Annotated in this window: 31 protein-coding genes; 6 read left to right on the top strand and 25 right to left on the bottom strand. The window is 66.0% G+C overall.

The genetic code is table 11. The features are described 5' to 3' along the window. Nucleotides 1–17: 17 nt before the first annotated feature. The 3 genes from ABH936_RS09790 to ABH936_RS09780 all read right to left on the bottom strand — a co-directional run bounded on the left by ABH936_RS09790 (nt 18) and on the right by ABH936_RS09780 (nt 2,520). A complete protein-coding gene (locus tag ABH936_RS09790; protein WP_006944204.1) occupies nt 18–839 on the bottom strand; it encodes a glutamate ABC transporter substrate-binding protein in 822 nt (273 codons plus the stop codon). 34 nt (nt 840–873) lie between these two features. Next, nucleotides 874–1,662, bottom strand: a complete 789-nt coding sequence (locus tag ABH936_RS09785; RefSeq protein ID WP_006944163.1) for an amino acid ABC transporter ATP-binding protein — start codon at nt 1,660–1,662, stop codon at nt 874–876. A gap of 204 nt (nt 1,663–1,866) precedes the next feature. Continuing rightward, entirely contained in the window at nt 1,867–2,520 is a 654-nt protein-coding gene (locus tag ABH936_RS09780; protein WP_404603174.1) for a hypothetical protein, read from the bottom strand. A 142-nt stretch (nt 2,521–2,662) separates the two neighbouring features. On the opposite strand from ABH936_RS09780, the gene ABH936_RS09775 reads away from it, so the two are divergent. Next, nucleotides 2,663–3,583: a MerR family transcriptional regulator gene (locus ABH936_RS09775; protein WP_404603173.1), complete on the top strand. Its 921-nt coding sequence runs from the start codon at nt 2,663–2,665 to the stop codon at nt 3,581–3,583. A 491-nt stretch (nt 3,584–4,074) separates the two neighbouring features. Here ABH936_RS09775 and ABH936_RS09770 read toward each other — a convergent pair whose 3' ends face one another. Continuing rightward, a complete protein-coding gene (locus tag ABH936_RS09770; protein WP_241725480.1) occupies nt 4,075–4,647 on the bottom strand; it encodes a hypothetical protein in 573 nt (190 codons plus the stop codon). Between the two features lie 382 nt (nt 4,648–5,029). Between ABH936_RS09770 and ABH936_RS09765 the strand changes: the two genes are divergently transcribed. The 4 genes from ABH936_RS09765 to ABH936_RS09750 are packed head-to-tail and all read left to right on the top strand — an operon-like array spanning nt 5,030 to nt 6,925. Continuing rightward, complete coding sequence (locus tag ABH936_RS09765) at nt 5,030–6,175, top strand: tyrosine-type recombinase/integrase (protein ID WP_404603172.1); 1,146 nt, start codon at nt 5,030–5,032, stop codon at nt 6,173–6,175. An 8-nt stretch (nt 6,176–6,183) separates the two neighbouring features. Further along, nucleotides 6,184–6,495: a hypothetical protein gene (locus ABH936_RS09760; RefSeq protein WP_404603171.1), complete on the top strand. Its 312-nt coding sequence runs from the start codon at nt 6,184–6,186 to the stop codon at nt 6,493–6,495. Beyond that, the gene (locus tag ABH936_RS09755) at nt 6,495–6,698 is read left to right on the top strand and encodes a hypothetical protein (RefSeq protein ID WP_404603170.1); all 204 of its coding nucleotides are present in this window, start codon (nt 6,495–6,497) and stop codon (nt 6,696–6,698) included. Before ABH936_RS09760 ends, ABH936_RS09755 begins: the two co-directional genes overlap by 1 nt. Further along, nucleotides 6,698–6,925, top strand: a complete 228-nt coding sequence (locus tag ABH936_RS09750; RefSeq protein ID WP_404603169.1) for a hypothetical protein — start codon at nt 6,698–6,700, stop codon at nt 6,923–6,925. Before ABH936_RS09755 ends, ABH936_RS09750 begins: the two co-directional genes overlap by 1 nt. A gap of 64 nt (nt 6,926–6,989) precedes the next feature. Here the strand turns inward: ABH936_RS09750 and ABH936_RS09745 are convergent, their stop codons facing one another. From ABH936_RS09745 to ABH936_RS09670, 16 genes are all read right to left on the bottom strand, one after another. Continuing rightward, nucleotides 6,990–7,325, bottom strand: a complete 336-nt coding sequence (locus ABH936_RS09745) for a hypothetical protein (RefSeq protein WP_404603168.1) — start codon at nt 7,323–7,325, stop codon at nt 6,990–6,992. Continuing rightward, nucleotides 7,322–7,975, bottom strand: a complete 654-nt coding sequence (locus tag ABH936_RS09740; protein ID WP_404603167.1) for a peptidoglycan-binding protein — start codon at nt 7,973–7,975, stop codon at nt 7,322–7,324. The genes ABH936_RS09745 and ABH936_RS09740 overlap by 4 nt, the downstream gene beginning before the upstream one ends. Further along, on the bottom strand, nt 7,975–8,781 hold the full coding sequence (locus tag ABH936_RS09735; protein WP_404603166.1) for an N-acetylmuramoyl-L-alanine amidase: 807 nt from the start codon (nt 8,779–8,781) through the stop codon (nt 7,975–7,977). The genes ABH936_RS09740 and ABH936_RS09735 overlap by 1 nt, the downstream gene beginning before the upstream one ends. Beyond that, nucleotides 8,781–9,080 (bottom strand): hypothetical protein, encoded by a 300-nt coding sequence (locus ABH936_RS09730; RefSeq protein WP_404603165.1) that lies wholly within the window; start codon nt 9,078–9,080, stop codon nt 8,781–8,783. Before ABH936_RS09730 ends, ABH936_RS09735 begins: the two co-directional genes overlap by 1 nt. Beyond that, on the bottom strand, nt 9,073–9,372 hold the full coding sequence (locus ABH936_RS09725; protein ID WP_404603164.1) for a hypothetical protein: 300 nt from the start codon (nt 9,370–9,372) through the stop codon (nt 9,073–9,075). Before ABH936_RS09725 ends, ABH936_RS09730 begins: the two co-directional genes overlap by 8 nt. Then, a complete protein-coding gene (locus ABH936_RS09720; RefSeq protein WP_404603163.1) occupies nt 9,363–9,560 on the bottom strand; it encodes a hypothetical protein in 198 nt (65 codons plus the stop codon). Before ABH936_RS09720 ends, ABH936_RS09725 begins: the two co-directional genes overlap by 10 nt. Further along, a complete protein-coding gene (locus ABH936_RS09715) occupies nt 9,557–9,820 on the bottom strand; it encodes a hypothetical protein (protein ID WP_404603162.1) in 264 nt (87 codons plus the stop codon). The genes ABH936_RS09720 and ABH936_RS09715 overlap by 4 nt, the downstream gene beginning before the upstream one ends. 55 nt (nt 9,821–9,875) lie before the next feature. After that, a complete protein-coding gene (locus ABH936_RS09710; protein WP_404603161.1) occupies nt 9,876–10,781 on the bottom strand; it encodes a hypothetical protein in 906 nt (301 codons plus the stop codon). A 113-nt stretch (nt 10,782–10,894) separates the two neighbouring features. Further along, complete coding sequence (locus ABH936_RS09705; protein ID WP_404603160.1) at nt 10,895–12,100, bottom strand: hypothetical protein; 1,206 nt, start codon at nt 12,098–12,100, stop codon at nt 10,895–10,897. Nucleotides 12,101–12,108: 8 nt separating this feature from the next. Then, nucleotides 12,109–12,759: a hypothetical protein gene (locus ABH936_RS09700; RefSeq protein ID WP_404603159.1), complete on the bottom strand. Its 651-nt coding sequence runs from the start codon at nt 12,757–12,759 to the stop codon at nt 12,109–12,111. 5 nt (nt 12,760–12,764) lie between these two features. Continuing rightward, the gene (locus ABH936_RS09695) at nt 12,765–13,424 is read right to left on the bottom strand and encodes a hypothetical protein (protein WP_404603158.1); all 660 of its coding nucleotides are present in this window, start codon (nt 13,422–13,424) and stop codon (nt 12,765–12,767) included. Further along, complete coding sequence (locus tag ABH936_RS09690) at nt 13,421–13,657, bottom strand: hypothetical protein (RefSeq protein WP_404603157.1); 237 nt, start codon at nt 13,655–13,657, stop codon at nt 13,421–13,423. Before ABH936_RS09690 ends, ABH936_RS09695 begins: the two co-directional genes overlap by 4 nt. Nucleotides 13,658–13,692: 35 nt before the next feature. Further along, the gene (locus ABH936_RS09685) at nt 13,693–16,065 is read right to left on the bottom strand and encodes a hypothetical protein (protein ID WP_404603156.1); all 2,373 of its coding nucleotides are present in this window, start codon (nt 16,063–16,065) and stop codon (nt 13,693–13,695) included. 90 nt (nt 16,066–16,155) lie between these two features. Then, the gene (locus ABH936_RS09680) at nt 16,156–16,470 is read right to left on the bottom strand and encodes a hypothetical protein (protein WP_404603155.1); all 315 of its coding nucleotides are present in this window, start codon (nt 16,468–16,470) and stop codon (nt 16,156–16,158) included. After that, nucleotides 16,467–18,260 carry a sialidase family protein gene (locus tag ABH936_RS09675; protein WP_404603153.1) on the bottom strand — a complete coding sequence of 598 codons (1,794 nt, stop codon included), beginning with the start codon at nt 18,258–18,260 and terminating at the stop codon, nt 16,467–16,469. Before ABH936_RS09675 ends, ABH936_RS09680 begins: the two co-directional genes overlap by 4 nt. Nucleotides 18,261–18,263: 3 nt before the next feature. After that, nucleotides 18,264–23,252 (bottom strand): phage tail tape measure protein, encoded by a 4,989-nt coding sequence (locus ABH936_RS09670; protein ID WP_404603151.1) that lies wholly within the window; start codon nt 23,250–23,252, stop codon nt 18,264–18,266. A gap of 30 nt (nt 23,253–23,282) precedes the next feature. Here ABH936_RS09670 and ABH936_RS09665 point away from each other — a divergent pair, with 30 nt between their 5' ends. Beyond that, the gene (locus ABH936_RS09665) at nt 23,283–23,456 is read left to right on the top strand and encodes a hypothetical protein (protein ID WP_404603150.1); all 174 of its coding nucleotides are present in this window, start codon (nt 23,283–23,285) and stop codon (nt 23,454–23,456) included. Here ABH936_RS09665 and ABH936_RS09660 read toward each other — a convergent pair whose 3' ends face one another. From ABH936_RS09660 to ABH936_RS09640, 5 genes are all read right to left on the bottom strand, one after another. Then, complete coding sequence (locus tag ABH936_RS09660; protein WP_404603148.1) at nt 23,457–23,753, bottom strand: hypothetical protein; 297 nt, start codon at nt 23,751–23,753, stop codon at nt 23,457–23,459. It lies immediately after the preceding gene. A 32-nt stretch (nt 23,754–23,785) separates the two neighbouring features. Beyond that, the gene (locus ABH936_RS09655) at nt 23,786–24,379 is read right to left on the bottom strand and encodes a hypothetical protein (protein WP_404603147.1); all 594 of its coding nucleotides are present in this window, start codon (nt 24,377–24,379) and stop codon (nt 23,786–23,788) included. A 100-nt stretch (nt 24,380–24,479) separates the two neighbouring features. Continuing rightward, a complete protein-coding gene (locus ABH936_RS09650; protein ID WP_404603145.1) occupies nt 24,480–25,016 on the bottom strand; it encodes a hypothetical protein in 537 nt (178 codons plus the stop codon). Further along, complete coding sequence (locus ABH936_RS09645; RefSeq protein WP_074039940.1) at nt 25,016–25,198, bottom strand: hypothetical protein; 183 nt, start codon at nt 25,196–25,198, stop codon at nt 25,016–25,018. Before ABH936_RS09645 ends, ABH936_RS09650 begins: the two co-directional genes overlap by 1 nt. A gap of 69 nt (nt 25,199–25,267) precedes the next feature. After that, on the bottom strand, nt 25,268–25,624 hold the full coding sequence (locus ABH936_RS09640; RefSeq protein ID WP_404603144.1) for a hypothetical protein: 357 nt from the start codon (nt 25,622–25,624) through the stop codon (nt 25,268–25,270). Nucleotides 25,625–25,634 lie beyond the last annotated feature (10 nt).

Genomic DNA, 25,634 nt, shown 5'->3' with positions numbered 1-25,634 from the left:
CCGTCACCGCGCGTGGATCAGGAGCAGGCTGCCGGCTTCGGCGGGTTGAGCTTCGTGTCGTAGCGGAAGTCGGCGCCGAGGTTCGACTCGACGGCCTTCTTCCACTCACCGGAGTCGACCATCTTCGTGATGGCCTTGTTGACCTTCTCGCAGGTGTCCTTGTCGCCCTTCTTGAGGCCGACGCCGTACTTCTCCTCGGTGAAGGCATCGCCGACGAGCTTGAACTTGCCCTTGTAGGCATCCTGGTTGGCGTAGCCGGCGAGGATCGTGTTGTCCGTCGTCATCGCGTCGATGGCGCCGGAGGCGAGCGCGTCCGCGCACTCGGAGTACTTGTCGTACTGCTGGGGGACGAGGTTCGGCTGCTGCTTCTTCAGGTTGTCGACCGACGTCGAGCCGGTGACGGAGCAGACCTTCTTGCCCGCGAGGTCCTTGACGCTCTTGATGTCGCTGTCCGCCTTCGTCAGGACCGACTGGCCGGCGACGAAGTAGGGGCCGCCGAAGGAGACCTGCTGCTTGCGCTTGTCGGTGATCGAGTACGTGGCGAAGATCATCTTGACGGTGCCCGCCTCGAGCATCTTCTCGCGCTGCTTGGAGGGCGACTCGACGAAGTCGATCTTGTCCTCGCCGTAGCCCATCTCCTTCGCGACGTACTTGGCGACGTCGACGTCGAGGCCCTTGTAGTCCGAGCCGGCCTTGAGTCCGAGGCCGGGCTGGTCGTACTTGATGCCGATCTTGATCTTGTCGCCCGAGCCGGACGAGCTCTTGTCGTCGCTGCCGCCACAGGCCGTCAGGCCGAGGGCGAGGGCGGCGACACCTGCGGTGGCGATGGCACGCTTCATGTCTGTTTCCTCCTGGGTTTGCTGACGGCCTGCGTCAGTGGGTGAGAATCTTGCCGAGGAAGTCCCGGGCACGATCGGTCGTCGGGTTGCTGAAGAACTGTTCGGGGGCCGCCTGCTCGAGGATGGCGCCGTCCGCCATGAAGATGACGCGGTCGGCGGCGCGGCGGGCGAAGCCCATCTCGTGGGTGACGCAGATCATCGTCATGCCGTCGGCGGCGAGCTGCGCCATGACGTCGAGGACCTCGTTGATCATCTCGGGGTCGAGCGCTGACGTCGGCTCGTCGAAGAGCATCACCTTCGGTTCCATCGCGAGGGAGCGGGCGATGGCGACGCGTTGCTGCTGGCCGCCGGAGAGCTGGGCCGGGAACTTCTTCGCCTGGTGGGCGACACCGACGCGTTCGAGCAGCTCCATCGCCTTCGCCTCCGCGTCGGCCTTGCTCTGCTTGCGGACCTTGATGGGGCCGAGGGTGACATTGTCGAGAATCGTCTTGTGGGCGAACAGGTTGAACGACTGGAACACCATGCCGACGTCGGCGCGCAGCTTCGCCAGCGCCGCGCCCTCCTCGGGCAGCGCCTTGCCGTCGATCGTGATCGTTCCGGACTCGATCGTCTCGAGCCGGTTGATCGTGCGGCACAGCGTTGACTTGCCGGATCCCGAGGGGCCGAGCACGACGACGACCTCACCGCGATTGACGCTCAGGTCGATGTCCTTGAGGACGTGCAGATCGCCGAAGTGCTTGTTCACTCCGTCGAGCACGACGAGGGGTTCGCCTCGCTGGGCGGTGATGTCACTGTGCGCTGGGGCAGTGGTGGCTCCGGTCATGGCAGTGATCGTAGTCACGCCCACAGGGCGCTACGGCGAGGCCGCGCTCATTCGTGACCTAATTGCTACACATGAGCGTGGATAGGTTGTCGATATCTACTGACCCGTCAGATCCCGCAGCACCCGCGCTCGTCTCACGCTGTTGACGACTCACGACCCCGGCTCCACCTGGTGACCGGGGTCGCAAGCGAATCTGTGGGTGTCTCAGGCGGCGAGGACGCGTTGTGACGCTGCCGCGCGCTGCGCCGACTGGATCAGGGCGCGCGACGAACCCGACGCGAGCGTACCGGTGAGCGACATCGTCAGCACTGGCGAACCGTTGACGCTCGTGAGCTGGAGGCCGACGCGCACACCGTCAGCGTCGAGGTGGGCGCGCAGCTGCCCGACCGTCTCGGTCGGGCTGCCGTCGATGATGAGCTGCCCCTTGACGTGTCTGCCGTCGGCGCCGGTGACGAACATGCCGAGGCGCTCGCCGTCGTGGACGATCTCGGCGATGTGCGCGACGGGGGTGTCGTCCTCGTCGAGGACCCAGTAGATACGGGGCGCGACGGCGTCGCGGGCCGGCTGCGCGAGCATGAGGACGCGACCGTCCGTGCGGCCACAGGCGGCGAGAACGTCACGCTTACGCGCGGCGAACTCATCCGCGGTGAACGCGCCGAGGTCGTACGAGCGGAAGCCATGCGCCCACCGGAAGAGGCGTACGGGCAGGTCGAGGTCGGCGAGCCACAGTTCAGCTGCCTGGGTCGAGCTGACAGGCAGCGGCGCCGTCCAGGTCTGGTGCAGCCGGAGGCGGGCCAGTGCGGGCAGGCTCAGGCCAAGGTCACTGAAGGATGTGTCGGTCTCGAGTGCCATGCTCATGGTCGGCCCCTTCTGGTCGGCAGCTGCGGCGGGCGCCGACGAATGGGAACTCGCTGTGTGCGGCGTTCCTTTGAACGTAAGGCGGGGTGGCAGGCGCCGACAAACCTTTGTCTAACGTTCTCAAGGTCGCTAATCTCTGCGTATGTCAACGCATGTCGAGGGGCTGCAGATCGGCGAACTCGCCGAACGCGTCGGGGTGTCGACTCACACCCTTCGCGCCTGGGAGCGCCGTTACGGCATCCTCAAACCGTCGCGCACGACGGGCGGCTACCGCGTCTACAGCGAACTCGACGTCCGTCGCGTCTCTGCGGTGCTGGGCCTACGCGAGCAAGGTGTGTCCATCGCGGAGGCCGCGCGCCGCGTCAACGCGAACGTCGTCGCCCAGATCCCGGCCGGCCGACGTATCGATGCCGCAGCCATCGTCTACGAGATGCACCGCGCTGTCGACCGGTTCGACGAGTTCGCCCTGAGTGCCGCGCTGGATCGGCTGCTGTCGTCGCATCGGCTCGAGGAAGCCTTGCGTGACGGCCTCATGCCGTTCCTCGTGCAGTTGGGCGGGCGTTGGGAGCGGGGTGAGGTGTCCGTCGCGCACGAGCACTTCGCCACGCAACTCATCCGCCGTCGCCTCGACAGCTACAGCCTCATGTGGGCCGATGGTGACGGGCCCCTCGTCGTCCTCGCCTGCCCGCCGGGGGAGCAGCACGACATTCCACTGCTCGTGCTCGGGGTGCTTCTCGCGCGCTCGGGGTGGCGCATTCGCTACATCGGTCAGGAGACGCCTGTCGCTGATCTTGCGCAGGCGTGCTCGATCCTGCAGCCCGATCTCGTCGTCATGGCTGCGACGCGTGACACGACGTTCCGTCGCTCGCTCGACGAGCTGCGTGACCTCGCGCGCTCCTACCGCCTCCTCATCGGCGGGCGCGGCGCCACCGAAACCATCTGCGCCGACCTCGGCGTCGAGGCGATGTCGCAGGACGTCGTCGCCGCAGCTTCTGCACTCATCGACGAATCGGGGCGCACCGGACGATCCGAATCCGACGCCGCCGCACAGTTGGTCGGCTGACGCCACGTGGGTAACCCCCACGTCACGGGGGTTAATCTCTCTTGCAGCCCGCGACGAGCGGCGAGGGGCGGTAGCTCAGCCGGTCAGAGCAGGGGACTCAGGATCCGTCGCCAGGTTTTCGGCCGGGGCGTCGAAGGTGGCCGTTGTGGTTGCGGGAGCGGCGTTTACGCCGCACTCCATGAGGGTTGTCTGTGGTGCCGAACAAGATCCGGTAGACAGTAGAGATGGAGACAGAGAAGCATCGGCCTTATGGGCAGGGTGCTTGCTACCAGGGCCCCAATGGGTCGTGGAGCTACGCGATCAACCTGCCCAACGGGCGTTGCGCCGTCAGCTCGAGGACGCTGAATCTGTCGACTCGTTCTTCGATTGCGCACGAGCTCGGGGCCACGTGTCAGCTTCATCGCGTGACGCCGCGCCGCTTGACACTCGGGTAGCTTGCCCGGTCAGAGGCAGCGCCCCCGACGACGTGGCGAGTGTGCTTGCATTTGTCCCTACTTGGCGGCCCAGTTGACTGATGCGTTTCCATCCTGGAATGAGAGCGTCGTGACGTCTGCGCCGTCCGTAATGGGGATGTAGAGCCAGCCGGTGCGGCACGGACCGGGGGCAATGCCGTTAATCTCGTCCGGAAGCAGAGGGCCGGGGAACGGGTCGTGGAAGCTCTGGTCGATCCCCTTGTAGGTGCCGCCTTCGGAGTCGATGGCGGAGAACATGAACCAGTTGACCTGGACTGTGTGGGTGGGGCAGACCTTCGCCTTGAGGCGGGACCAATGCTCGCCTGTCTTGAGTCCGAGGAACGCCTGGTCGCTGTAGGGAACGCCCACCTTGGGCTCGTAGGCGAGCGCAGTCACTGTGTACGAGGCGGAGCCATTGTCGCTGACGGTCGCCTCAGTGCCCAGCGGGTTCGACGTTGCGGCAGTGTCTGATGACGGTGTTGCGGCTCCGCTAGATTTTGCGTCGCTCGTGCTGCTCGATGAGCTCGACGACGGCGCGGCGTCCCCCGACCCGCTCCCGCAGGCGGTGAGGGCGAGCAGGGGTGCGGCGAGTAGAGCGAGGCGCTTGGTCATGCGTCCGAGATTAGGGCGTTCACGGTGGTGATAGGTGACGGTCGTGTAACTACCCTGGCGCTTCGGCCCTAACCGACCAATCGGGGCGCACCGGGCGATCCGAATCCGACGCCGCCGCAAAGTTGGTCGGCTGACGCCACAACCCCACGTCACGGGGGTTAAACTCTCCTGCGGCCCGCGACGAGCGGGCAAGGGGCGGTAGCTCAGCTGGTCAGAGCAGGGGACTCATAATCCTCTCGAACGATCTTTGGTCAGCCGAAGCGAGTCTCGAAAAGCGTTGCACTGCAACGGAATACGTCTCACCCTGCCGGGTTGTCGGTGGCGCACGCTAGCGTCCGACAGCGTGCGATAGACAACAGATAGACAACAGCACGGGGTGAAAATGACGGACGACGACCACCGCACGCGGCCACGCAGACGCCGCGGCGAAGGCAGCTACTGGACCCGGCCCAACGGCGTCGAGGTCTTCACGATGAAGCTCGACGGTGGCGGCACCCGATCCGTCAGCGCGCCAACTCACAAGGAGCTGCTGAAGAAGGTAGAGAAGCTCAAGTCCGAAGTCGCACGAGGTGTCGGCGCCGGCGGAGCTACCAAGCTGTCGGTGTGGGGCCGGTACTGGCTCGACGAGATCTGCACGACCAGGGTGAAGCCGACGACACTGCAGTCGCACCGCTCAAAGATGGAGCAGCACATCATCCCGGCGCTCGGGCAACGCCGGCTGCGTGACATCAAGCCCGAGCACGTGCGCGCCTTCTACGCGGACCTCGCTGAGCGCGAGTACTCGACAGCGACGATCCGGCAGGTTCACGTCATCCTGTCGCGCTGCCTCAAGGTCGCCACGATGGAGGGCAAAATCGAGCGGAATCCGTGCGACAACGTTGAGCCGCCGAAGACGACCGGGCCGCCCGAGATTCGGCGACTCAGCGTGGCCGAATGCGCGACCGTCCTCGCATGGCTGCGCAAGAACCGCGAGCCGAAGGAGGTTGCTCGCTGGTCGGTGGCGCTGCTCGGTGGGCTGCGTCAGGGCGAGGCGCTCGGCTTGGACTGGGAGCACGTCGACTGGGCGGCGCGGGCCATCCACGTGCGTCAGGCTCAGGCGTACGTCGGCGGCGAGTACATCCTGCAGACCCCGAAGACGGCGCGGTCGGTGCGCAGCGTGCCGATGATGAACGACCTGTACGCCGACCTGCACGCCTACTGGGTGAAGGCTGGCAGCCCGCGAAATGGCCTCGTATTCGGCCCCGTCAACACCGGAGTCGACTCGCGGAAGTGGAAGAACCATCAGCGCCTCGCACGGATCGCTGAGCCCGTGTCGGTGCACTCGTGCCGCAAGACGACAGGCAGCATGCTCTCCGACGCTGGCGTGCCGTCACGCATCATCGCGGACATTCTGGGGCAGGAGAACCCGGAGGTCACCGACGCGCACTACATTCGGACGGAGCTGGACATCCGTCGGAAGGGCATCGACAAGGTCGGTAGGCTGCTGACGAAGGCGACGAAGCAGATCGAGAAGAAGGGCGCCTCATGAAGACGCGCATGGATGGAATCGCTGTAGAGCAGGCCGCCGCGACGGAGACGGGCAAGCAGACCCTCAGGGCGGGTTGTCACTACTGCGACGCTGACGCCACGACCATGGCGGTGGGCGGTTCCACGACAAGCAGAGGTGATTCGTTCAGCCCGGAGGTACGGCGAACACGTAGCCTGGTCGACACCATCTACACGTGCGCTGCTCACTACCAGCAGGCAATGGACGAACTGCTGGCTTCGTACGGCGGGGCGGGCACGTGGCTCGAACGCGACGCACTGGCCGAGCGTGCGCAAGAGGTTCTGTTCCCGAAGGAGGGCTGATGTTCGACTACCCGGCATGGGCTGGCCCGATGACGACGCTCGAGCTTGTTGATCGCATTGCCCGCGATGAGGGCGCCACGTCGAACGAGGCGTGGCGGGTGCAGAGGCTCGCCGCTGTCGAGTTCATGCCCGGAAGCTTCGATGGGCTGCGGGTCATGGTGCGCCGACTGCTGGAGGCGGTGCGCGCTGAGGGCGCGCCCTGATGGACATCGACTCCCACCCCACCCCGACGCCGCCCGCTGAGGGCGACGGTTCGCAGGACGTCGAGGTCGTGTCGGCCGCTGATCTGCGCTCGGGCGACCGTGTCGTCATGGATGGTGACGTGGTCGTGGTCGAGTCGGTGATGCGCTCGGGCGATCGCGTGTACGTGCGCGCGGATGGGGTGCCGGTGTCGGCGCTCGCTGGGGCGATGGTGGAGCGGGTGCTGTGAACGCACGAAAAGCGCCCCTCGTCTCCGTGGTGGAGTCGAGGGGCGCTTCGTTGTGCAGGTGCCGTCAGCGTGCGGTGTCGGCCTTGGGTTCGCTCGCCGCCTGGTCGGCGGGGATGACCTGCAGGTGGTCGCCGGCATCGTCAGGAATCCCATTGCCGTTATCGGCATGGCGGCCCTTGTGTGCGTCCTCGCTGTCCCTGAGGATGCGCCCGTACTCGACGAGCTTGTCCGGGGTGAGGTACGAGGCGATGAACGCTGCGATCGTCGGCACGAATGCGAGCACCTCAGCCGGGACGTCGAGACCCCACGCGCTGATCGCCCACATGATGAGCGCCGCGATGAGACCAGCTGCACCGCCGACGGCTACTTTCGTGGTCGGCATCTTGTCGGTGCTCGTCACAGTGCGCCTCCTTCGATGGCGACGCCGAGCTTGAAGTACGTCTCGCCGCCTGCGATGCCGTCAACGACGGCGCCGACCTTCTTCTGAATCGCGGCCGTCGTGGCCTTGCCCCAGATCGAATCGGGCGTCGCACCAACGGCGCGCTGCAGGGCGGCCGTCGTCAGCTTTCCAGGAATATTGTCAACGACGAGGCCATGCTGCTTCTGGAAGGCACGCACGGGCCATGCGGGGAGGGTGGGACGCGCCGCGTTCGGGTTGCGCCACCCCTCGGGCGAGTTCGGGCGAGAGCCGTCATTCATGAAAGGGCCGTCATCGATGTGCAAATGCATGTTGGCGCCGACGTGGTTGACGACGTAGCCGTACAGCCCGCACGTCACCGAGAGTCCGTGGCCTCGTGCGATGTGCTGGCCGACCTTCTCGAACCAGGCGCGCTCGTCCTCTGAGTTCACGCCACGCGGCTCGCGGTTCATGTCGGCTGCGCACGCGCGGCCACCGTATCCCGTCGAGGCGTGGCGAGAGTTGGCGATGTGGTAGCCGGGGTTCGCCTTCGGGTACTCGAGCGCGTAGCAGCCGAGCGCCTTGAGGTCGGTGACGGCGGCGAGGAGGTGGGCGGCTGCGAGCTTGGAGTCAGCCCATGCGGAATCGACCATCAGACGTTCATCGCCTTCCACGTGAGGGGGCCGACCAGACCATCAGCCGTGAGCTTGTGCGCGGCCTGCCATGCGGCGACCTTCGCCTTCGTGGCGGGGCCGTAGATGCCGTCCGCGCTGGCGCCGACAGCCTTCTGGATGCGGGCGACGATGCCCTTGTCAGCGACGCGTACGCCGGAGTGCGAGCGCACCGTGCCGTCGTTGGGGCCGTACCAGTGGCCGGAGGGCAGCGGGAACGTGTTGCTCGCGACGGTGGGCGTGACCTGGCCGAGCATGTGCTTGCGCACGAGCTCGAGGTAGGCGTCCCACGGGAAGGACGGGCCGGGGTCGGTGTGCCCGCCTCGGGGGCCGTACGCGTTCGTCGCGTCGATGTGGCCGATGATGCCGCGCGCGCCAGCCGCGAGTTGGCTGGGCGTCAGGTGCACGGCGGGGATGCCGTATCGGCGGCACAGGTCAGCGGTCAGGCGCGCGGACAGCTCGAGCATCGCGCGGGAGTAGTCGTCGCCCCACTGGCTTGGGTTCTGCGCGGCGTAGCCGGCGTGTTCGATCTGGATGCCGTCAGCGTTCGCGCCCGGGGCGGCCCACGCCGTGTTCGCTTCGTCGACGCAGCGCACGATCGAGTCGTTGTCGACGATGTAGTGCGACGACGACTTGGCTTCAGACTTCGCGAACCAGTTGCGGGCGACATCCTCGGCGATCGTGCCGCGCTCGGGGGCCTCGACGGTGTGGATGACGACGAGGCGCACGTTACGGGCGCGGCCTCGCGTGAAGTTCGGGGACGGAACGGACGTGATTGGCAGGGACATCACTTCTCCTTCGTGGGGCGTGGATTGGTGTCTCGGTTGCGTTTGCGCTGGTCGGCGAGTTTCCAGGCCGTTGCGGTGATGACGACGATCCACGTTCCGAGAGTGATTTGCTCGATATCGGGATGGTCGATGCGTCGTGCGAGGCCGGTGAACGCGAATGCGCCGACGGTGATGGCTGACAGGATGCGGGCGCGCCCTTCGGGTGTGGTGTACGAGTGTCGGGAGGCCCAGGCGAGCAGCACCGCGAGGGTGAGGCCGACCAGGTTGCATACGGTGAGTGTGACGGCGATGTCAGTCATCGTCGCCACGCCCCTTGAGGAACTCTCGGATGCGCCAGGCGAAGACGGCGCCGACGATGATCCACGCGAGGATGAGGGCCGGCTGGATTTCTGTAGCCCAATCGACGTTGCCATGCATCTCGTCCCAGCGTCGCGCAACACTCATCCACGCGATGAGCGCAGTAGCGAGGCTGACGGCCATGAGGGATATGCCCACGCCGGTCCGTTCCCATCGGACGGTCGAGAACAGTGCGATGAAGACGGTGATCGTGATAGCGGCCGCCACCGTGACGATGGCAAGGATCAGTTCCACCTGGATTCTCCCCTCATGGCGATCGCGAGACGATCGGAAAAATGGTTGCGTTCGCGGTGCCAGCGGTGGCGGCCGGTTTCGACTCGGGCGAGGCGCTCTTGCTCGCGGGTGCGCTTTTCGGCGGCGACGCGCTCGTCGGCGCTGGTGGGCGCCGCAAGCCGCCACAGCCGCGCCAGGGGGCCGCTCACCGCTCCGCCTCCTGCGTGCGGGCCGCGGCTTCGGTCGCGGCGGGCAGCGCGTCGAGGACACGGCCGCTGGTGCGCGCGATCTCGGTCATCTCGTCGAGGGCTACGTCCTTGCGCTGTGCGAGCTCGCGCCAGAAGTCGCGGTCGGCGACCATCTCGTCGAAATGTTTGCGGGGGATGAGGTCGCCGCGGATGATGAGCAGCACCGCAAGCGCGAGCAGACCTGCCGGGCCGAGCGTTGACCAGGGGACAGCGTCAAGCATCACTGGCCTCCCGGTCGTCGGGGTCGGCGTGGGCGCGTATCCAGCGGATCATGTGTCACACTCCGTATTTCGCCCGGTCGGAAGCTGAGAGACCGCCGTGGGGCACAGGCCAGTCAGAGCGAGAGTCCAGCGTGCCAAGGACACCCGCCATGCTCGTCTGTACTGACGTGACAGTGGGCGGCGTGTCCAAAGTGCTGCCAGCAACGTGCGCGGTGGTCGACTTCCCGCTAAGGCCGACGGCTCGGCCCGTGCAGTTCTGCACCCACAGCTCGTCCTTCGTCGAGTCGTTCAGTGCGTCATAATAGAAGCTTCCACCCTTGAAAGAACATTCGTTGAAGATGACCGTCATGCCCGGTTTCGAGGCACTCCACGCGCCTAGTCCCCGACCGTGCAGGTTGGTATAGAAGCCAGACAGAAGTGTTACTCGGTGCAAGAGTAGGGTCGCACCTTGCTCACCGTCCATACCGATGGGCGTGGGGTAGCCGCCCGATTTGGTGGCCTTATTCGTCATAGTGCAACGTGTAAATGTCATAGTCGAGCCTGCGTAGACGTGGAAGGCGTATTTCGGATCGAACGACGGAACAGTATCCGGATTGACGACATCCACTCCCTCCCAGTAGAGACCTCCCGTCACTTCGAGTCCGTACTCGATGGACGTCTTCCCCGGTGTGGGATCTGATGCGACTACCGATAGGAATGGGGGAAGCAATGTCGACACTGGCTCGGTGTATTCACCCGGCTCAACGCTGATCGTGACTCGATCATTCGGTGTCGCCGTAGCCTGCGAGCGCCCAACCGAGTACAGGTAGGCGTTCTGACGATTTGACGCAAGGACGACTGCATCGTGAAATGTAGAGGCATCGCCACCCGTCTTTGACAGGCGAATCGTCGCTATCGACGTGAAGTCAATCGGACGTACAGAGAGCGTCGTGTCATCCCCGATGAGGTTCGGCCACGTCACTGACTCATCCGTAGATGTTCCAGGGGGCGGATTAGAGGCCGTGGGTGGTACCCACGGCCTCGAGGGGGTATCCGCATCCTGGCCGAGCAGGGCAAAAAGAATAGATGCATCTTTCACCGCCAGTACCCCACTTCGACCTCATCGACATGTGTAGCGCTCACAGGTGAATCGGCGTGAATATTCCCGCCGCCGATACCCAGACTAATGCGATAAAGGAAGAGCGGGATACCGTAGTTCGTCGCCCACGATCCAGTCCACTCACGCACCTTCGTCCCCTCAGAAGTGAGAGTGATAGTGAGAGCATCGTAAGTAGAGCCGGAGAAGGTCATAACAACTTCACCAGCTTCGGGGACCCCGCCAGTGTTTCCGGTCTTTTCCGTCCACGTACCACCTCCCGGTGCGCTAATGCTAGACGAGTTAATAGCGATCCCGGTTGAACCCGAGTCTGCTCCACCGTTGCGGGCCGCAGCAGCTCCGACGACGATGCCGTTATTGCTGGAGATGCCGCTGTACTTCACTCGAATGCGGAGGTTGAAGTCTCCGTTCGATGTCCCCCACTTGAGCGTCTGATATGCATAGTTGGTGCCCGTGTACTCAACCTGTGTCTGCCCGCCGACGATCTTGACAGCAGCCTTCGTGTTGTCCCGCGTAAACTTCCCACCCTTCTCGGGCGTGTAGTTCTCGATGAGGGTTCCATCTGGTGCAGTGAACGTCGCGAGGAGCCCCTGCGTCCAAGACTTCGCCTTCGTCAGCGTAGTGAAAGCCTGGGCCGCGATAACGCTAGACTCACCGCTTGCGTTGACTACATGGAACTCGGGTGCAGCATATGACGTACTCGGAGAAAGTTCCCCGAGAGTGACGTTGCGTCCCGACTTAATGACAGTGCGCCACGAGTCCGTGGAGCCGTAGCGCGCCTGGAGGGTGCCTGCCGGGATGTCCTGGGAGAAGGAAACAACAACCGAGGTGTCCGTAGGTGAACCTGTCGTAGCAGTTGTCCCGGCTGACCACTCCGGAGCAGGCGTCACCGAAACTGCGCTGGCAGCCGATGAGCGCACAAACCACGTCGTGCCTGTCCACACTGCAGCAAGCACCGTCTCAGACTTCGCCGTCGTATCCACAGCGACCTGCTTGCCTGCGAGGGTAACTTTTCTGCTTCCTGTCGCATCTTGTGTCAGGACGAGAGCGCGCACCACTTTTTTGTCCCACGAGCTTGGGTCGAGGGCAAGATCGGCGTTGAGTGTGCGTCGATCAATGCCATCCAAATCGGCCTTGCCAGCGAGTAGCGTGTCAGTCTGCGTCTTCGAGTAGACCTGTGCCATGAGTGCTCCTAGATGATCGTGACGACGGCGCCGTCGGTGGCGACGTTCGTTCCGGTGAGGGTGAGGGTGCCGTCGGTGTTGACGGTGACGCCGGGGCCGGTGAGGTCGAGGACGCCGCCGCCGAGGTCGGTGGCGGTGACGTCCGGGGTTGACGGCGAAGTCACGGGAGGCGTGCCACCGTGCGCGATGAGGTATGCGACCTCGTCCTGCAGTGACTTCACCTGTCGCTCAAGGGCTGCTACCTGCGCCTCGAGCGATGCCACGTACTCCGACGGGCGCATGTAATAGGGCACGAGCCTGACGGGTTTCGTGTCGGCGAAGTTGACGACGGCCGGGTCGGCGCTGGTGATGACGATGCGGCGCACCATCTCCTGCGGCCGACCGTGCACCCCGCACCGCGGCGAGTAGCGGGCCGTCACGACGAGACTGAAACCGGCGCCCATCGTGATGCTCGGGTCATCGTTCGCGAGGATGGGCACGCGCAGGCCGGCAGTCGGCATGCTCGTTGCGACGATCGGCACGCCCCCTGCGATGAAGGTGCCGTCGCTGAGGGCGACGTCGCGGTCGGCGGCGACTGTCACCTCGACGCCAGCGACGTTGGAGCCATCGCCGAGCGGGTTCAGGCTGACGTCGGCCGGCCGAATGATGAGTGTCTTCATGGTGCTCACTTGTAGCCTCCGACCCAGGCGACGCCGCCTGCAGTGATGATGTGTCCGGCCGCCCATGAGTGCGACCCTGTGCTGATGGCGGTGTTGCTGTCGGCGACGAGGCGGAATCGGGACGCGTTGACCCACACCACGCGCGTTGGCGTCTCCCACTGGCCATTCGCGCGCACCCAGCCAGCGTTGTCGCTGACGCTCGGGTAGTTGCGTACCGTGACTGGGCTCTGAAAGTAGTAGACGCCGCCGCCGACATCGGAATCCTCGGCGCGCTTGAAGAAGAGCTGCCACTTGAAGGTGCGGCCCTGGCGCTGATACTCGAACCACAGCTCGCCCGAACCGGGCTTCGTCACTGTGCCTTCCGTGCCGGAGTACCACAGGCGGTAGGCGGGGCTGTCAGTGACGCGGATCGGTTTCGTGTCGTAGATGAGCCACTGCTGCCCGTCCCACTCGCGGATCTGATTCAGGGCCGGGATGCGTACGCGGCGGTAGTCGTTCGTGCCGAGCGACGAGAAGCGCGACAGCAAGTCTTGCTCGCTGACCGCCGTGAGGGTCAGCATCCCCGCGAGCTGCCGGTCGCGCATCATCTCGGTCGCGGGGATGCTCTTGACGAGGTCGGAGCCTTCGCTCCATGTCAGGCCGGTCTCTTTGCTCGGCGCGGTCATGCGGTCGCCTCCTCGGCTGGTGGGATGGATTCCTTCGGGGCATGTGCGATGACGCCCGCGATGAGCAGCGTGTCACCGACCCACGTGAGCGCGACGATGTCGCCGACGGCAGCGGTCATACCGACGGGGTGCACGGCGTATGTCTCGCCTTCGTCGATGACGACGAGCGCGGGTTCACGGTTGCCTGTGACCGGGTCTGGTGTGTCGTCGACCCATGACAGGCGTCCGTGCACGCTTTGTGAGCGTGGCCGCCGATATTGGGGTGTCCTCACGTCGTCACTCCTGGGATGGTCAGTGAGCGTGCTTGCGCGTCGGTGACGCGCTGCGCGCCCAGGGGGATGTCGAATCGGTCGACGACGCACCCGTAGGCGTGTTCGTCGGTGATGACGTCGACGGCGTCGCCGCCTTCCATGAGCGGGTTGGCGAGCGCCTTCCATGAGATGTCGACGGCTGAGCCCATTGAGCGGGCGCCGAGCGCGGCGGCCATCATTTCGAGTGCTTCCCGGTCGTCGGCGTCGATGAGGGACGTCGTATAGATGCCGGTGCGGCGCCCGAATGGCCCGTCGACGCGTGACGCAGAGTCGGGGTTCGTGTCGCGCCATATGCCACGCCCACGCCCCTGGTCGGCGCGCTCGGACACGACGTGCCATTCGTTTTTCACGCTGCTGTTCTTCGCCTGCTTCGTGACCTGCGTCAAGTCCTGGCCCACCCGCGTCGTCCACCGTGACGCGACACCCGGCGTCTGCACCGGCCGCACGACATACAGGCCAGCGACGGGACTCTTGAAGATTTCGCAGCCAATCGACGCGGCGAGCTCGGTAATCATGTCGATGCGCGCCGTCGGCGTCGCATCCTTCGTGACGAAGGGGATGTTGTTTGCGTCGGCGAGACCGCCGGACAGGTCGATGACTCCGGCGCCGGCGTCGGCTTCGGCGATGAGCCAGCGAAAGACGTCGAGGTGCGTATATCCGGCGAAGTTGGTGATGCCACCGAATCCGCACATGCCGACGAGGGCCATCGTGTCGGGCGCTTCGACCTTGATGCGCCCGGACGGCCACTCGACTTGCGGGTCGTCGCACAGGAACTCACCGACGGGCACGGTTTCTTCGGAGCCTCCCCACGAGAAGCCGGAGCGTACCCGCAGCCGCATGCCGGGGTAGGCGAGGACGTCCCACAGGTCACGGAACGCTCCGCCCCACTGGTCGAGCGCGAACTCGAGGCTCGCTTGGCGGCGCACCGTCGAGTTCGCGTCGACGCTGATCTTCGACGCGGACGCGACGACGGGCAGGCCCGACAGGATGAGGTCACGGCCAAGGTAGGCGTCGACCTTGCACACCTTCGCCGCCGACGAATGCAACGACTCGACGAAAGCCTCGCTGACGCGCAGCTCGTCGATCGGGTTCATCGTCGTCAGCGGCGCGTCGGGAATGTCTGCCATGTCGAGGGTTGGGCGACCCGATGGTGCGGGTGCGTCTTCCTCGACAGGGGGCGTCGTGTCGGTGGGCGTCTCGGTCGCGGAAACGTATGTGGGGCGCCAGATGCGCAGCTTCAGGTAGCGGTCGTCGCGCGTCTTCATCGCGGCGGTGCCACCGGAACTGAGAGACTGGCTGATACCGGGCGTCGAGGTGTTGCCGCCGATGGTCTGCATGTCGTGGGACGTGCTCGACGACGGGCCGCGGCGAACGTACTCGACGTGGTACGGGCCGGCCGAGTTGAGGAAGAAGACGATGTCGCCCTCACGTGCGCTCGCGTACGACGTCTGCGTGAACATGGGCGAGCGGCGCATCCACTGATCGAGCGCGACCGTGTAGGCGGGAGCGCTGCAGTATTTGCCCCAGTTGTAGCCGCACGCCTTGATGAGGCCGAGCTGAATGAACGCGGCGCACCACGCGCCGGAGCTGATGCCGTCGGGCAGCTCACGCCACCCGCGCCACCCGTTGCCCCAGTACACGCCCTTGTCGCGGTTGTACAGGGCAGTCATCGCGGCCGTCACCGTCGCAACGGACGCGGGGATCGCTTCGGGTGGGACGCTCGAGGGCGTCGACGTCGGCGTGGACGTGGAGCCCGGCACGATCGACGGGCCGAGCGCCTTGAACGCCTCGAACATCGCGATGCGCTCGTTCATGCCCCACGGTGTGATCGAGCTGTTCGGGTCGCCCGCGTTGACGGCGCGTGACACCGTCCAGATCGAGCCCGTCTTTCGTGCAGCGTCGATCAGCGACGTGTACTGGCCCCACGAGCGCGGGATCGTCCAGTACCACACGCCCGTCATCCACCAGTGCGCCGAGTCAGCGAGCCGGGTGGGCTGATTCACGAACAGGTTTGCGTCAGACACGAGCCCCTTGCTCTTCGCCCACGCCCCGTACGCGGCGTAATTGGCGCGCCACGTGACCTGCTCGAAGCCGCGGCCGATGTACGGCGCGTACCGCTGACCGCTGCCGTACTCCGTTGCCGTGCGGAAGTACGCCGACTCCTGCGCGAGCGTCGCCATGAACAGCGCGCACTCGGTGACCGTCTTGCAGCCGACACGACGCATCGCGTCATTCGCACCTTTCGCGAGCTGATCGGCGTTGGCGACCATGCCCGAGCCGCCACCAACCGACGACAAGGCCTTCTTCAGTTGTGCGCCCGTCAGAGCCATGCCCGACCGCCTTTCGTGCATGCGAAAGGCCGCCCGGTCAGGGGCGGCCTCAGGGGGTGGGTGTGACTGTCTGGTTGTGCGGCGCGGCGGCTACTCGATGTCGCAGGTGATCGTGACTTCGATCGTCATGCCGCCGACGCCGTCGGGGGTTGCGAGTTCGTCGATGCTGTTGTTCAGCGGCATCTCACGCGCTCCCTCATGGGTAGCGAGCATGACGGCCTCGCGATAGGCGGCCTGCTTCGCGTTGTCGAGGGCACCCGGCGCTTCGACCTCCGCGGCGGTGAGCTTGCGCACCGCACGGAACGTATCGACCGCAGGAAGGTTCTGCGTCTCGTCCGGTGCGGGCTCGTGCCCGTCGGTGACTGGCTCGACGGCGGTGTCCGGGGTGATGGTGTTGTCGCTCATGAGTCCTCAATCGTTGCTGCGATGGTGTCGAAGGGTCGGTTGACGTCGCGGATGCGGCGGTGCGGGCGGAGCATCGTCGGCGAGGGCCGCTCCTGCTCAACCCACTTGATCGTCCAGTTCCGCCACTGCGACATGTCGTCGTCGTCATCCCACGACGCGAGCGGGTCCGTGCAGTGATTCACAAATCGCTCCCACGTCAGCGCGGTGATCCTGATCCACGGCGGGAAACCCATGCCTCGATGGTGGGAGAAGAACAGCGGCGACAGCCCCGCGAAGCACTGCCTGAGGCGGCGCTCCTCATTCAAGGTGCGGGTGCGGATCTGCGTCGATCCGACGAACCCGCCGAGCATTCCCGACGTCGACACAATCGGGTACTGCGGGCGCTCATCCGAGCTGGCCGGTGCGGGCACCGCCGTGACGTCCACGTCGATCGGCAGGTCACGCGACCCGTCGGGTAGCACGTCGATACGCAGCGACAGCTCGGGGCGCGTCGGGTGGATCAGCATCGGCCCAGGCAGCGTCGGCATCGTGACGACGCCCGTGGAGCGCGGCCCCGTCGAGTACGTCGTCGACTGGCCCTGCTGCAGCTCGTAGTCCCACCACGTGCCCTGCTCGGTGTCCGAGGGGAAGCGGACGCCCTCGACGATCTGCTCACCTGTCCAGGCGTCGTCGACGGTACGGTCGACGCTGAGTGCGCCCGCACCCGTGATCGTGACCCTGGGCACAGAGACACCCGGCGAGACGGGCAGCCATTCCAGCGTCGCCGTCAGACGGCTCACGACGAAGCGCGTCCAGTACACCGACGCGGACTTCCACGGCTGCGACGGGTCGTCCTCCGAAGCGAACACGCACGCGAGCGACCCATCGGCGGTCTGCGCTAGACCGCCGTACATCATCGCCTTGCCATCGCCAGGGAAATCCGTCCCGACCGACCACGACTCGCCGTCGTCCTGCGACCACGCCCACGCCCACGACCCGTGGAAAGGGTCCGGCCCATTCGACCCGTCACGTAGCAGCATCACGAGCGTGCCGTCGCCGGCCTGCCCCAGCTCGGGATAGCCGGAGTATCCGCCGAGGACGGGCTGCGCGTATGTCCACGTCACGCCGTCATCGCTGGTCGCCGTGTGAATCGTCGTGTCAGAGTCGCAGCGCATCGCCATGAGCCACGACCCGGACGGTAGCTGGATGACGGGCGTCTCAGAGAAGCCCATCGACGGGAGATCGGCCACAGGCGTCAGTGGAGACCATGTCTTGCCCGCGTCCCTGCTCGTCAGCGTCATCGGACGGCCCCACGGGGACGGGTCCATGCGCCCGTAGCCGACTGCGACCCACAGCCCATCGGCGCCGATGGCGAGCTCGCTGCCGTACCACCATGCGGCCGCCGAGACGGGCAGCTCCGGTGACAGCTTCGACCAGGACGAGCCCGTCGCTAAAAGCGGCGACGTGATCGTGTGCGCGCCGCGACGGGCGACATTCGTCGACGACGCCGAGTCGTAATGCTCCGTCAAGACCATCACGACCCACATTTGGCGTGTAGCGTCCCACGCGACACCGCCGTTACCGATCTCGATGAGCGGGTCCTTGTCGTCGTACAGGACGAAGGGATCTTTCCAGGTGCGCCCACCATCGGTGCTCATGGCGCCCCGCAAGAAGCTGTCATGGTCGATGTCGTGTTTCGTCGCTGAGCGCCACACCGCGAGCACAATATCGCCGCGCGACGCGATCAGCGGGAAACTGTCATACCGGCCATTTCCGAACAGCTTGTGTGCGTCCTCGGGAATGAGGTCCACGAGTCACCATCCTCCTTCAGCGCCAGGCAGGACAGAGCCCCACTGTGCTTCGCGCGCACCATGACCAAACGTCGATTCGGCGATGGGACGACTATCGAGTTGTGTGATGACCTTCACCGGCGACGCCTGCACGATCGGTGCCGGCTGCGACCGGATCGCGTCGGCGAGCACATCCAAGCGAGCTTCGAGGCGCGCCGTCGTCGGCCCTGACGCCCACGCGATCCGCTGATTCGCGGCCTGCATCGCGATCAACTGCGCGTTCGCTTGTGCCTGCGCCGACTCGGCGAGACCACCACTGGTGACGCCCTTGAGGTCGTCGAGCATCTGCGCCTTGCGGTCGGCGAGCTTGTCCGACGTGTCGAGGCCCGCCTGCGCGGACTTGAGCTGCGACAGGGAGCCGCCCGAGAGTGTTTGCGCGATGGCCTGCGCGTCACTGTCGCCCTGCTCGAGCAGTGAGCGTGCGAGGCGCGGGAAGCCACGCTTGCGGATGCGCTCGATGTTGTCGAGGAACCGCTTGCTCAGGGCGTTCTGCGACGTCGTGCCCATCATGAACCGCGTCGTCGTGTCCGCCTTCGCGCCCGCCGACATCTGGTTCAGCTTCGCCTTGCCGTCGTTCAGGTCACGCTGCGCCTTCGCCTGACGCTCAATCGCCGTCGCAACCGCGTTCTCAGCCTTCACGCGCGCCGCACCCGACTTGCCACGCACACCAGCCTGAGCCGCACGCAGATCGCGGATCGCCTTGTTCAGCGCCGTGCTCTGGTCAGCGACCTTCTTACGCTGGTCAGTGAGCGCGCTCGGGTCAACCTTCAGCGACGCCGCGTACGCCATGATGCCCGACATGTCAGGCGTCCAGTCATCGTCGACCGACCCGCCAGACGCGAACCGGCGCAAGACGCCGGCCTTCGCCATCTGTCGCATGCGGTAGATGCCTGCGTGCCCACCAAAGCCGGCGACCTCGTCACCAGCGATGATGTGCTCATCATTCGCGGTGCGCACCAGGCCGCGCGAAGTCATCGTGACAACCTGGTCCGACGTCGCCGTTCCAGGGCCGCGCACACGGCCACCATCGCGACCGTCCTGCCAGCCGTACGGCTTGCCGTTGATCCGCCCGAGATAGCCACCGGAAGCGAAACGTGGCAGGCTCGACAGGTCACTGATCGCGCCACCTGTCGCGCCGCCACGCATCGGGAGGCCGGTCACGCCGCCACTTGCAGCATTCGAGGCCGCATTCGGGTTACGGATGCCGACCGGGATCGTCTGCGTGTACGTCGTGATCCATACCGTCTTGTTCTGCGCCGCCGACATTAGCCGGTTCAAGTCAGCGAGCGCTGGGCCGGTGATCGCCTTCGAGTCGATGGTGACCATCGTGCCGTTGGCGCTGACCGCGGCGCCCTTGAGCTTGTTGATCTTCTCGCGGTCAGCGTTCGCGAGCGGCGCGCTCGTGTTGATCTTCACCTGCGTGCCGTTGACCTCGACCGACTTCGCGCCGAGCCCTTCGATGAGCGACTTGATGGCAGGAGCATTCGTGCCGGCCGGGATGTGCACGATCTGCCCATTCGCCATCCGCGCGACGGTCGACAACTCGCCGATCGCCCTGTTCGCGACGTCGGCGCCGAGCTCCTTCACATCGACCGTGACCGAGCCATCCTTGTTGTGCACGATGCCAGGAACCGACTCGATTGCAGCCTTTGTCTCAGGCACCTTCATTGCCTCGGCCGTGACCGTCATGGTCTTGCCGTCCTCGGACAGGCGAAGATCCTTGATCGCGGCCATCATCTGCAGCACCTGCGGTCCGTTCTCGACGGACGCGGGAATCTCTAGGCTCGTGCCCTTGAGGCGGATGACCTGCTCGCCAAGCGCGTTGACGCCGTAGATAGCCGCCTCTACGCCGTCGACCTTCACATCGACGGTGTTGACCCCGTCGATCTTGACCATCTCGTTGGCGAGCTTCGTCGCCTCCTCGCGGCCCCTCCCCATCGCCATCGCCATGTCGGTGTATTGCTGGCGCCCGTCCTGCAGGATCGAGTTGGCGCGCTGCTGGTCGCCGGTCGACTTGAGCACGCTCGCTGCCCACTCGCCCGCAGACGACGCGATCGAGTCGAGGGCCTCCTGGTTATTGCGGCCCTTCTCGGTCGTGATGTCGAGAGTGCGCCCATTCTCCTTGAGCGCATCGGTCGCCGCATCCAACGCCGCCTGATAGCCGCGCGCGTCGGCTCGCTGCTGCAACAGCAGGTTGTTCAGGTTCTTGTACGAGTCAGCGAGGTCGTCGACAGACTTCTTCTGCTGATCGTTCGCGTTGCCGGCCTTGACCGCGGAGAGCGCCGCCGCGTTTGTCGCGTCCGCGTTCTTCTTCTGCTCGGTGGAGGCGCGGGCCAGGGCGTCCGAATAGCCGGGCATCGCACCCATGAGGGCCTTCGTAGCGGCCTTGTAACGATCTGCGGCAGAGGTCGACTTGTCCCAGCCTGGGCCCGTGTCATTCTTAGCCATCGCTTGCGCCAGGGCTGAGAATTGACGTGCAGCCTCGTCGGCACGGCCACCCTGCACCAGCGACGCAAGCTCATCGCCGACACCCTTGAAGCGGCCCTTGACGGCTTCGAGCGAGTTGGCTGCACCGCTCGCGGCGCCCACGCCCTTGAGCATGCCGGTGAAGAACTTGTCGGCCTTGTCGTCAACCTTGTCGTAATTGCCGCCAAGGAGCTTCGTCGCCTCAGACAGCGAGAGCGACTGGTCTCGTGCAGCCGCGAGCGACATGTTCGAGAAGATGCTGTCGAAGTTCTTGCCGCCGTCCGCAGCAGTCCGCAAATCGCGTCCAAGGTCGGCGCCAGAGCGGCCGAAGTTGTCGATCTGCGGGCCAGCTGTCGCCGCTGCGACACCCGCTGCGATGAGACCCGCAGCGAGTAGACCCAGGCCCACCTTTCCGACGACGCCCATGTTGCGGATCGCGCTAGCTGCCTGCGTTGCGCGGCCACGCAGACCCGCGAGCATCGTGCCCGACGAGTCGCCCGCACGCACCCAGCTCGTGAAAGCGCCAACGCCGTCACGCAGCGCGCCGGCCGCCGTCATGACGCCGGAACGAATCGACCGGATCGCGTTCACCATCTTGATGACACCAGCCGCCGCAAGAAGACCCGCCGACCCGAACGCCGCGATCTGCACAACGCCCGACTGCACGCCAGAGGGAAGCTCGCCGAAGGCAGACACCAGCTTGTCGACGTTCTGGATCAGGCCACGGATCGGGCCGTTCGCGCCCTCACCCGCTCCGATGAGGACATTCTCGAAGTCGCCCTTCAGCTTCTCGAGGTCACCCTTCGCGTTGTTGAGCTTCGCGGCAGCGACCTGCGCCGCCACACCAGACTCCGACACCTTGTTGATGTAGTCCTGCAGCCCAGCGGCGCCCTCCTGGTAGAGGACGTTCGCGGCGCGGGCTGCGTCGGCACCGAAGATGGTCTTGAGGGCGGCGAGACGCTGCTCTTCGCCCATGTCCTTCATGCCATTCTTGAGCTGTTCGGCGACAGACGTGAGGCCCACGAACTTGCCGTTCGCGTCGAACGCTTGCAGGCCGATGTCCTCCATCGCCGTCGCAGCGGCTTCTGAGTTGGGCGTCAGCGACATCAGCATCGTCTTCAGCGACGTACCGCCGTCGCTGCCCTTGAGCGCGTTCTGGTCGAAGAGGCTCAGGGCTCCGACGGTCTGCTCGAGGCTCATGCCGAGCGACGCAGCCATGCCACCGCCCTGGGCCATACCCTGCGCGAGCGAGTCGATGGATGCAGTCGAGGCAAGCGCACCGGCAGCCATGACGTCAGCGATGTGCGCGACGTCCTGACCCTTCAGGTGGAACTGCGCCATCGCGGTCGCAGCGACCTCAGCGGCGCGAGCAAGACCCACGCCACCGGCCGCCGCGAGATCCATAGAACCTGTGAGCGCGCCACCAGTGATGTCCGCCGCCTTCAAGCCTGCCTTCGCGAGCTCCTCCGCAGCGTTCGCGGCCTCTGTCGCCGAGAAAACGGACGCGGCGCCCGCCTGGCGCACCGCGTTCTGCACGGCATCCATCTCAGCGGGCGTGCCCGACAAGTTCGCGCGCACACCTGACATGGCCTCGTCGAAATCCATGAACTGCTTGACTGCAAGACCGAGACCGAGGCCGATCGTGCCGCCGACCATCGCCATCTTCCCGGCCGCCGCATTCCACGCCTGCGTACGCGCGATGCTGCGCTGAGCCGCCGCCGCGTGAGCGTTCGTCGCAGCCGTCGCGCGCTCCTCAGCAGCCGTCACCTGCGCCGCCGCACGAGCCTGCATCTCCTGCGCCGCCGTCAACCGCTGCTCAGCCGACGCCGCCGCATTCGTCACCGCCTCGTGACGTGCGCGCGCAGCCTCGACTCGACGTTCAGCCGCAGCGACTTCGGCGGCAGATGCGCCGGAAGCGGCACGCAGCTCGGCTAGGCGCGATTCGGCAATGCCCACCCGATCAGCCGCAGCAGCAGCCGTGGCGCGCGCCTGCTCCACGCGACGCTCGGCCGCACTCAGTTCAGCAGCCGACACGTTAGCGCCGCCAGCACGCAGCTCCGCCAGGCGAGCCTCAGCCTGCCCGACACGAGAAGCGGCAGCCTCCGCCTGTCGGCGCACGCTCGTCACGCGCTCCTCAGCAGCCGTGACCCGCGACGCCATCTCAGCGGTCCCCGCCGCACGCACATCCGCCAGGCGCGCCTCAGCCTCACCGACACGCGTCGCAGCCGCAGACGCAGCCGCACGCACCGACGTCGCCCGCTGCTCAGCCGCAGCCGCACGCTCCGTCATCGACGCCTCAACACGCCTCGCCGCCGCAACACGCTGCGACGCCTGCGCCGACTCAGCCGCAGCAGCCCGCACCGCACGCGTCATCGCCGCCACACGACGATCCAGACGCGTCACCGACCGCTCAGCCTCATCCATACCCGCCGACATGCCACGCACGTCAGCGACGAGACGGATCACCACGGAACGCTGAATCGCCACAGCGGCCTCCTGTTCAGTTAGGTTTGGGTCATGCTGAAGTCGCGCGACGCGTTCGCCGCCCTGACCGCCGTTTTCCTGCTGCTCGCCGCGCAGAACGCGAGCCGGCCAGCACCGATCAGCGCGCTCATCTGCGCTGTCATCGCCGTCGCGTGCGGCGCCCTGTGGTGGGGCCACGCGAAACGCGACCAGCGCATCGGCCGGTAGTCACTCGAAGACCGGCGCGAACTCGTCGTCGACGTCCGGCTCCGGACTCTCCTTCACGAACGCAACCTTCACGCCCGGCTCAGGATGGTCATGCTCGGCGCGGTACTTCTCCTGCGCCGCACACTTCGGGCACGTGTGCTCCTGCGGCACGTAGTCCTGCTCGGTATCCCACTCAGCAAGCGGCCCCGAACACCCCGAGCACAGCGACCGCTCATGCAGATGCAGCGCCACCGCAATCAGACGATCCTTGTCCGTCCACTCACCCTGGCCCGTGCCGATCAGCGTCGACGGCGGCACACCCCACGAGCGCGCCGCCTCGACGTAATCGACTACTCGCGGATGGTCGGCGAGGTGAGCGGCGAGAAATCCGGCGTCACCCCCGGCGTACCCAGGTAATCCAGGACGTCATGCTGCAGGCTCGCCCACTGCCCGACGCCACACTTGCGCGCCAGCTTGCGCCACCCCTCGGCAGGCAGCTCGTCCCCGTCGATCGTCGCGACCTGCGCGAGCAGCTCCATGAACGGCCCCTCGGACTCGAGGTTGCCGAGTTCGCTGAGCTCGTCAAGCGTCAGCTTGTCCACGACGACGATCTCGTGCGCCGTCTCACGCACCGCCGGCGCGAGTTCGTTGACCTTCGCCACAGCCTCGCCGATCTCGACCGCGAGCGCCTCGAGGCGCTCCTGACGCGGGTCGATGTCCCCGACCGCGACGTCCGGCGCGAGCTCCTCATCGACAGGCGCGAGCAGCTCCGCCTCCAGCTTGTCGAACTCGTCGCGCGCCACATCATGCGCGGCACGAGCCTGCAAGTACTGCTTCGTCTTCGGGTGCGTGAAAACCTCGAACGTCTCCGAGCCGTACTCGTCGTCGGCGAGCCACTCAGGCAGCTTGAAATCGTCCGTCTTCGCGCTCTGCTTCTTGCTCATGTCCATCTCTCCTCTGCTAGAGACCCCTCCGCCTTAAGGGTGTGGAAGCCCCGCCCGCGACCGGCAGAGGTGGTCGCGGGCGGGGTGAATGGGGGAGCGGTCAGGCCGCGACGACACCCGTCCAGGCGCGCTGCACGTACAGCGTGATCGGACGCTTGATGTAGCCCTCACCCTCGACCTGCTGCGGGGAGCCAGTGACGACCTCGAACAGCTCGTACTCGTCACCCTGCGCCCACGCCTCGGTCGACTTCTTCGACGTGTCGCGACGAGCGATCCACAGGCGCGTGCCCATCGTCTTCAGCGCCTGGTACACCGCGTCACCGATCTCACCGCCAGGGGCCGTCGATGCTTCCGGCTTGCCGTCCTTGAAGTAGCGGAACGGCGTGATGCTGCCCTCGTACTGCGCGAACGTCGGCACCTCGGACTCGACCTGATCGCACAGTGCCGGGTCGGTGACCGTCTTGTCCTCCTTCGCGCCGAGCTTGAAGTCAGACTTCGCGATCCGGCACGCAGCGTCGATGACACCCGTGCCCGTGAAGGTGGCCACCGGCAGAGCCTTACGCTCCGCATCGGTCGCGCCGGGGATGGACGAGAAAAGGGCCAGCTTCGTCGTGCCGGCCGCCAGAGCCAGGGGCATTACTTCTTCTCCTCAGAGTCGGTTGTTGCCCCGGCGTCCGGGGACTTCTTGCCACGCGACAGGGGCGTCGCGCGCAGGTTCGGGAAGGGCGAGTCATCGCCCAGGAAGTGCTCGGGGACGCGCACCTTCTTGCCGTGGTTGGCGGCGTCGTACGCGTCCACGAATCCGTCGAGATCAGCCATGTCGGGCCTTTCTTGGGAATGCGAAAGGCCGCCCCATCGGGACGGCCCTCTGTTCGTTGTTCGGTCGGGTCAGGCGGCGTACGAGCGCACCTCGAGCTGATCGCGGCACCACCACACGGGCCGCGCAAGGTCGGGGTCGCGCGCGATGTTGCCGGCGACGAGCTTCTCCACCTCGACGAGGCGCCCGCCGACGAGCGGCGTCGCCGTGTCATACAGCGCCTCGAGACGATCGCGCACCTGCCGCACCTTCGCCGGCGACAACGCGGCGACGAGAATGCGCGGATGGAACGTGCCGAGCTCGTTGACGTCGCCCACGGACTCCGGCGACGACTGCGCCGAATCAGACTCGACCACGACGTACGGGTACGGCGGATCATCCGGCACCTCATCGAGATACGCCACGACGCCACCGACAGCAGCCTTCACCGCGGCAAGA

The sequence above is a fragment of the Dermacoccus sp. GAS27A genome, assembly GCF_044909235.1.
Taxonomy (GTDB): Bacteria; Actinomycetota; Actinomycetes; order Actinomycetales; family Dermatophilaceae; genus Dermacoccus; species Dermacoccus nishinomiyaensis.
Note: the sequence above shows the minus strand (reverse complement) of the source record. Positions and strands in the feature narration are given on the sequence as shown.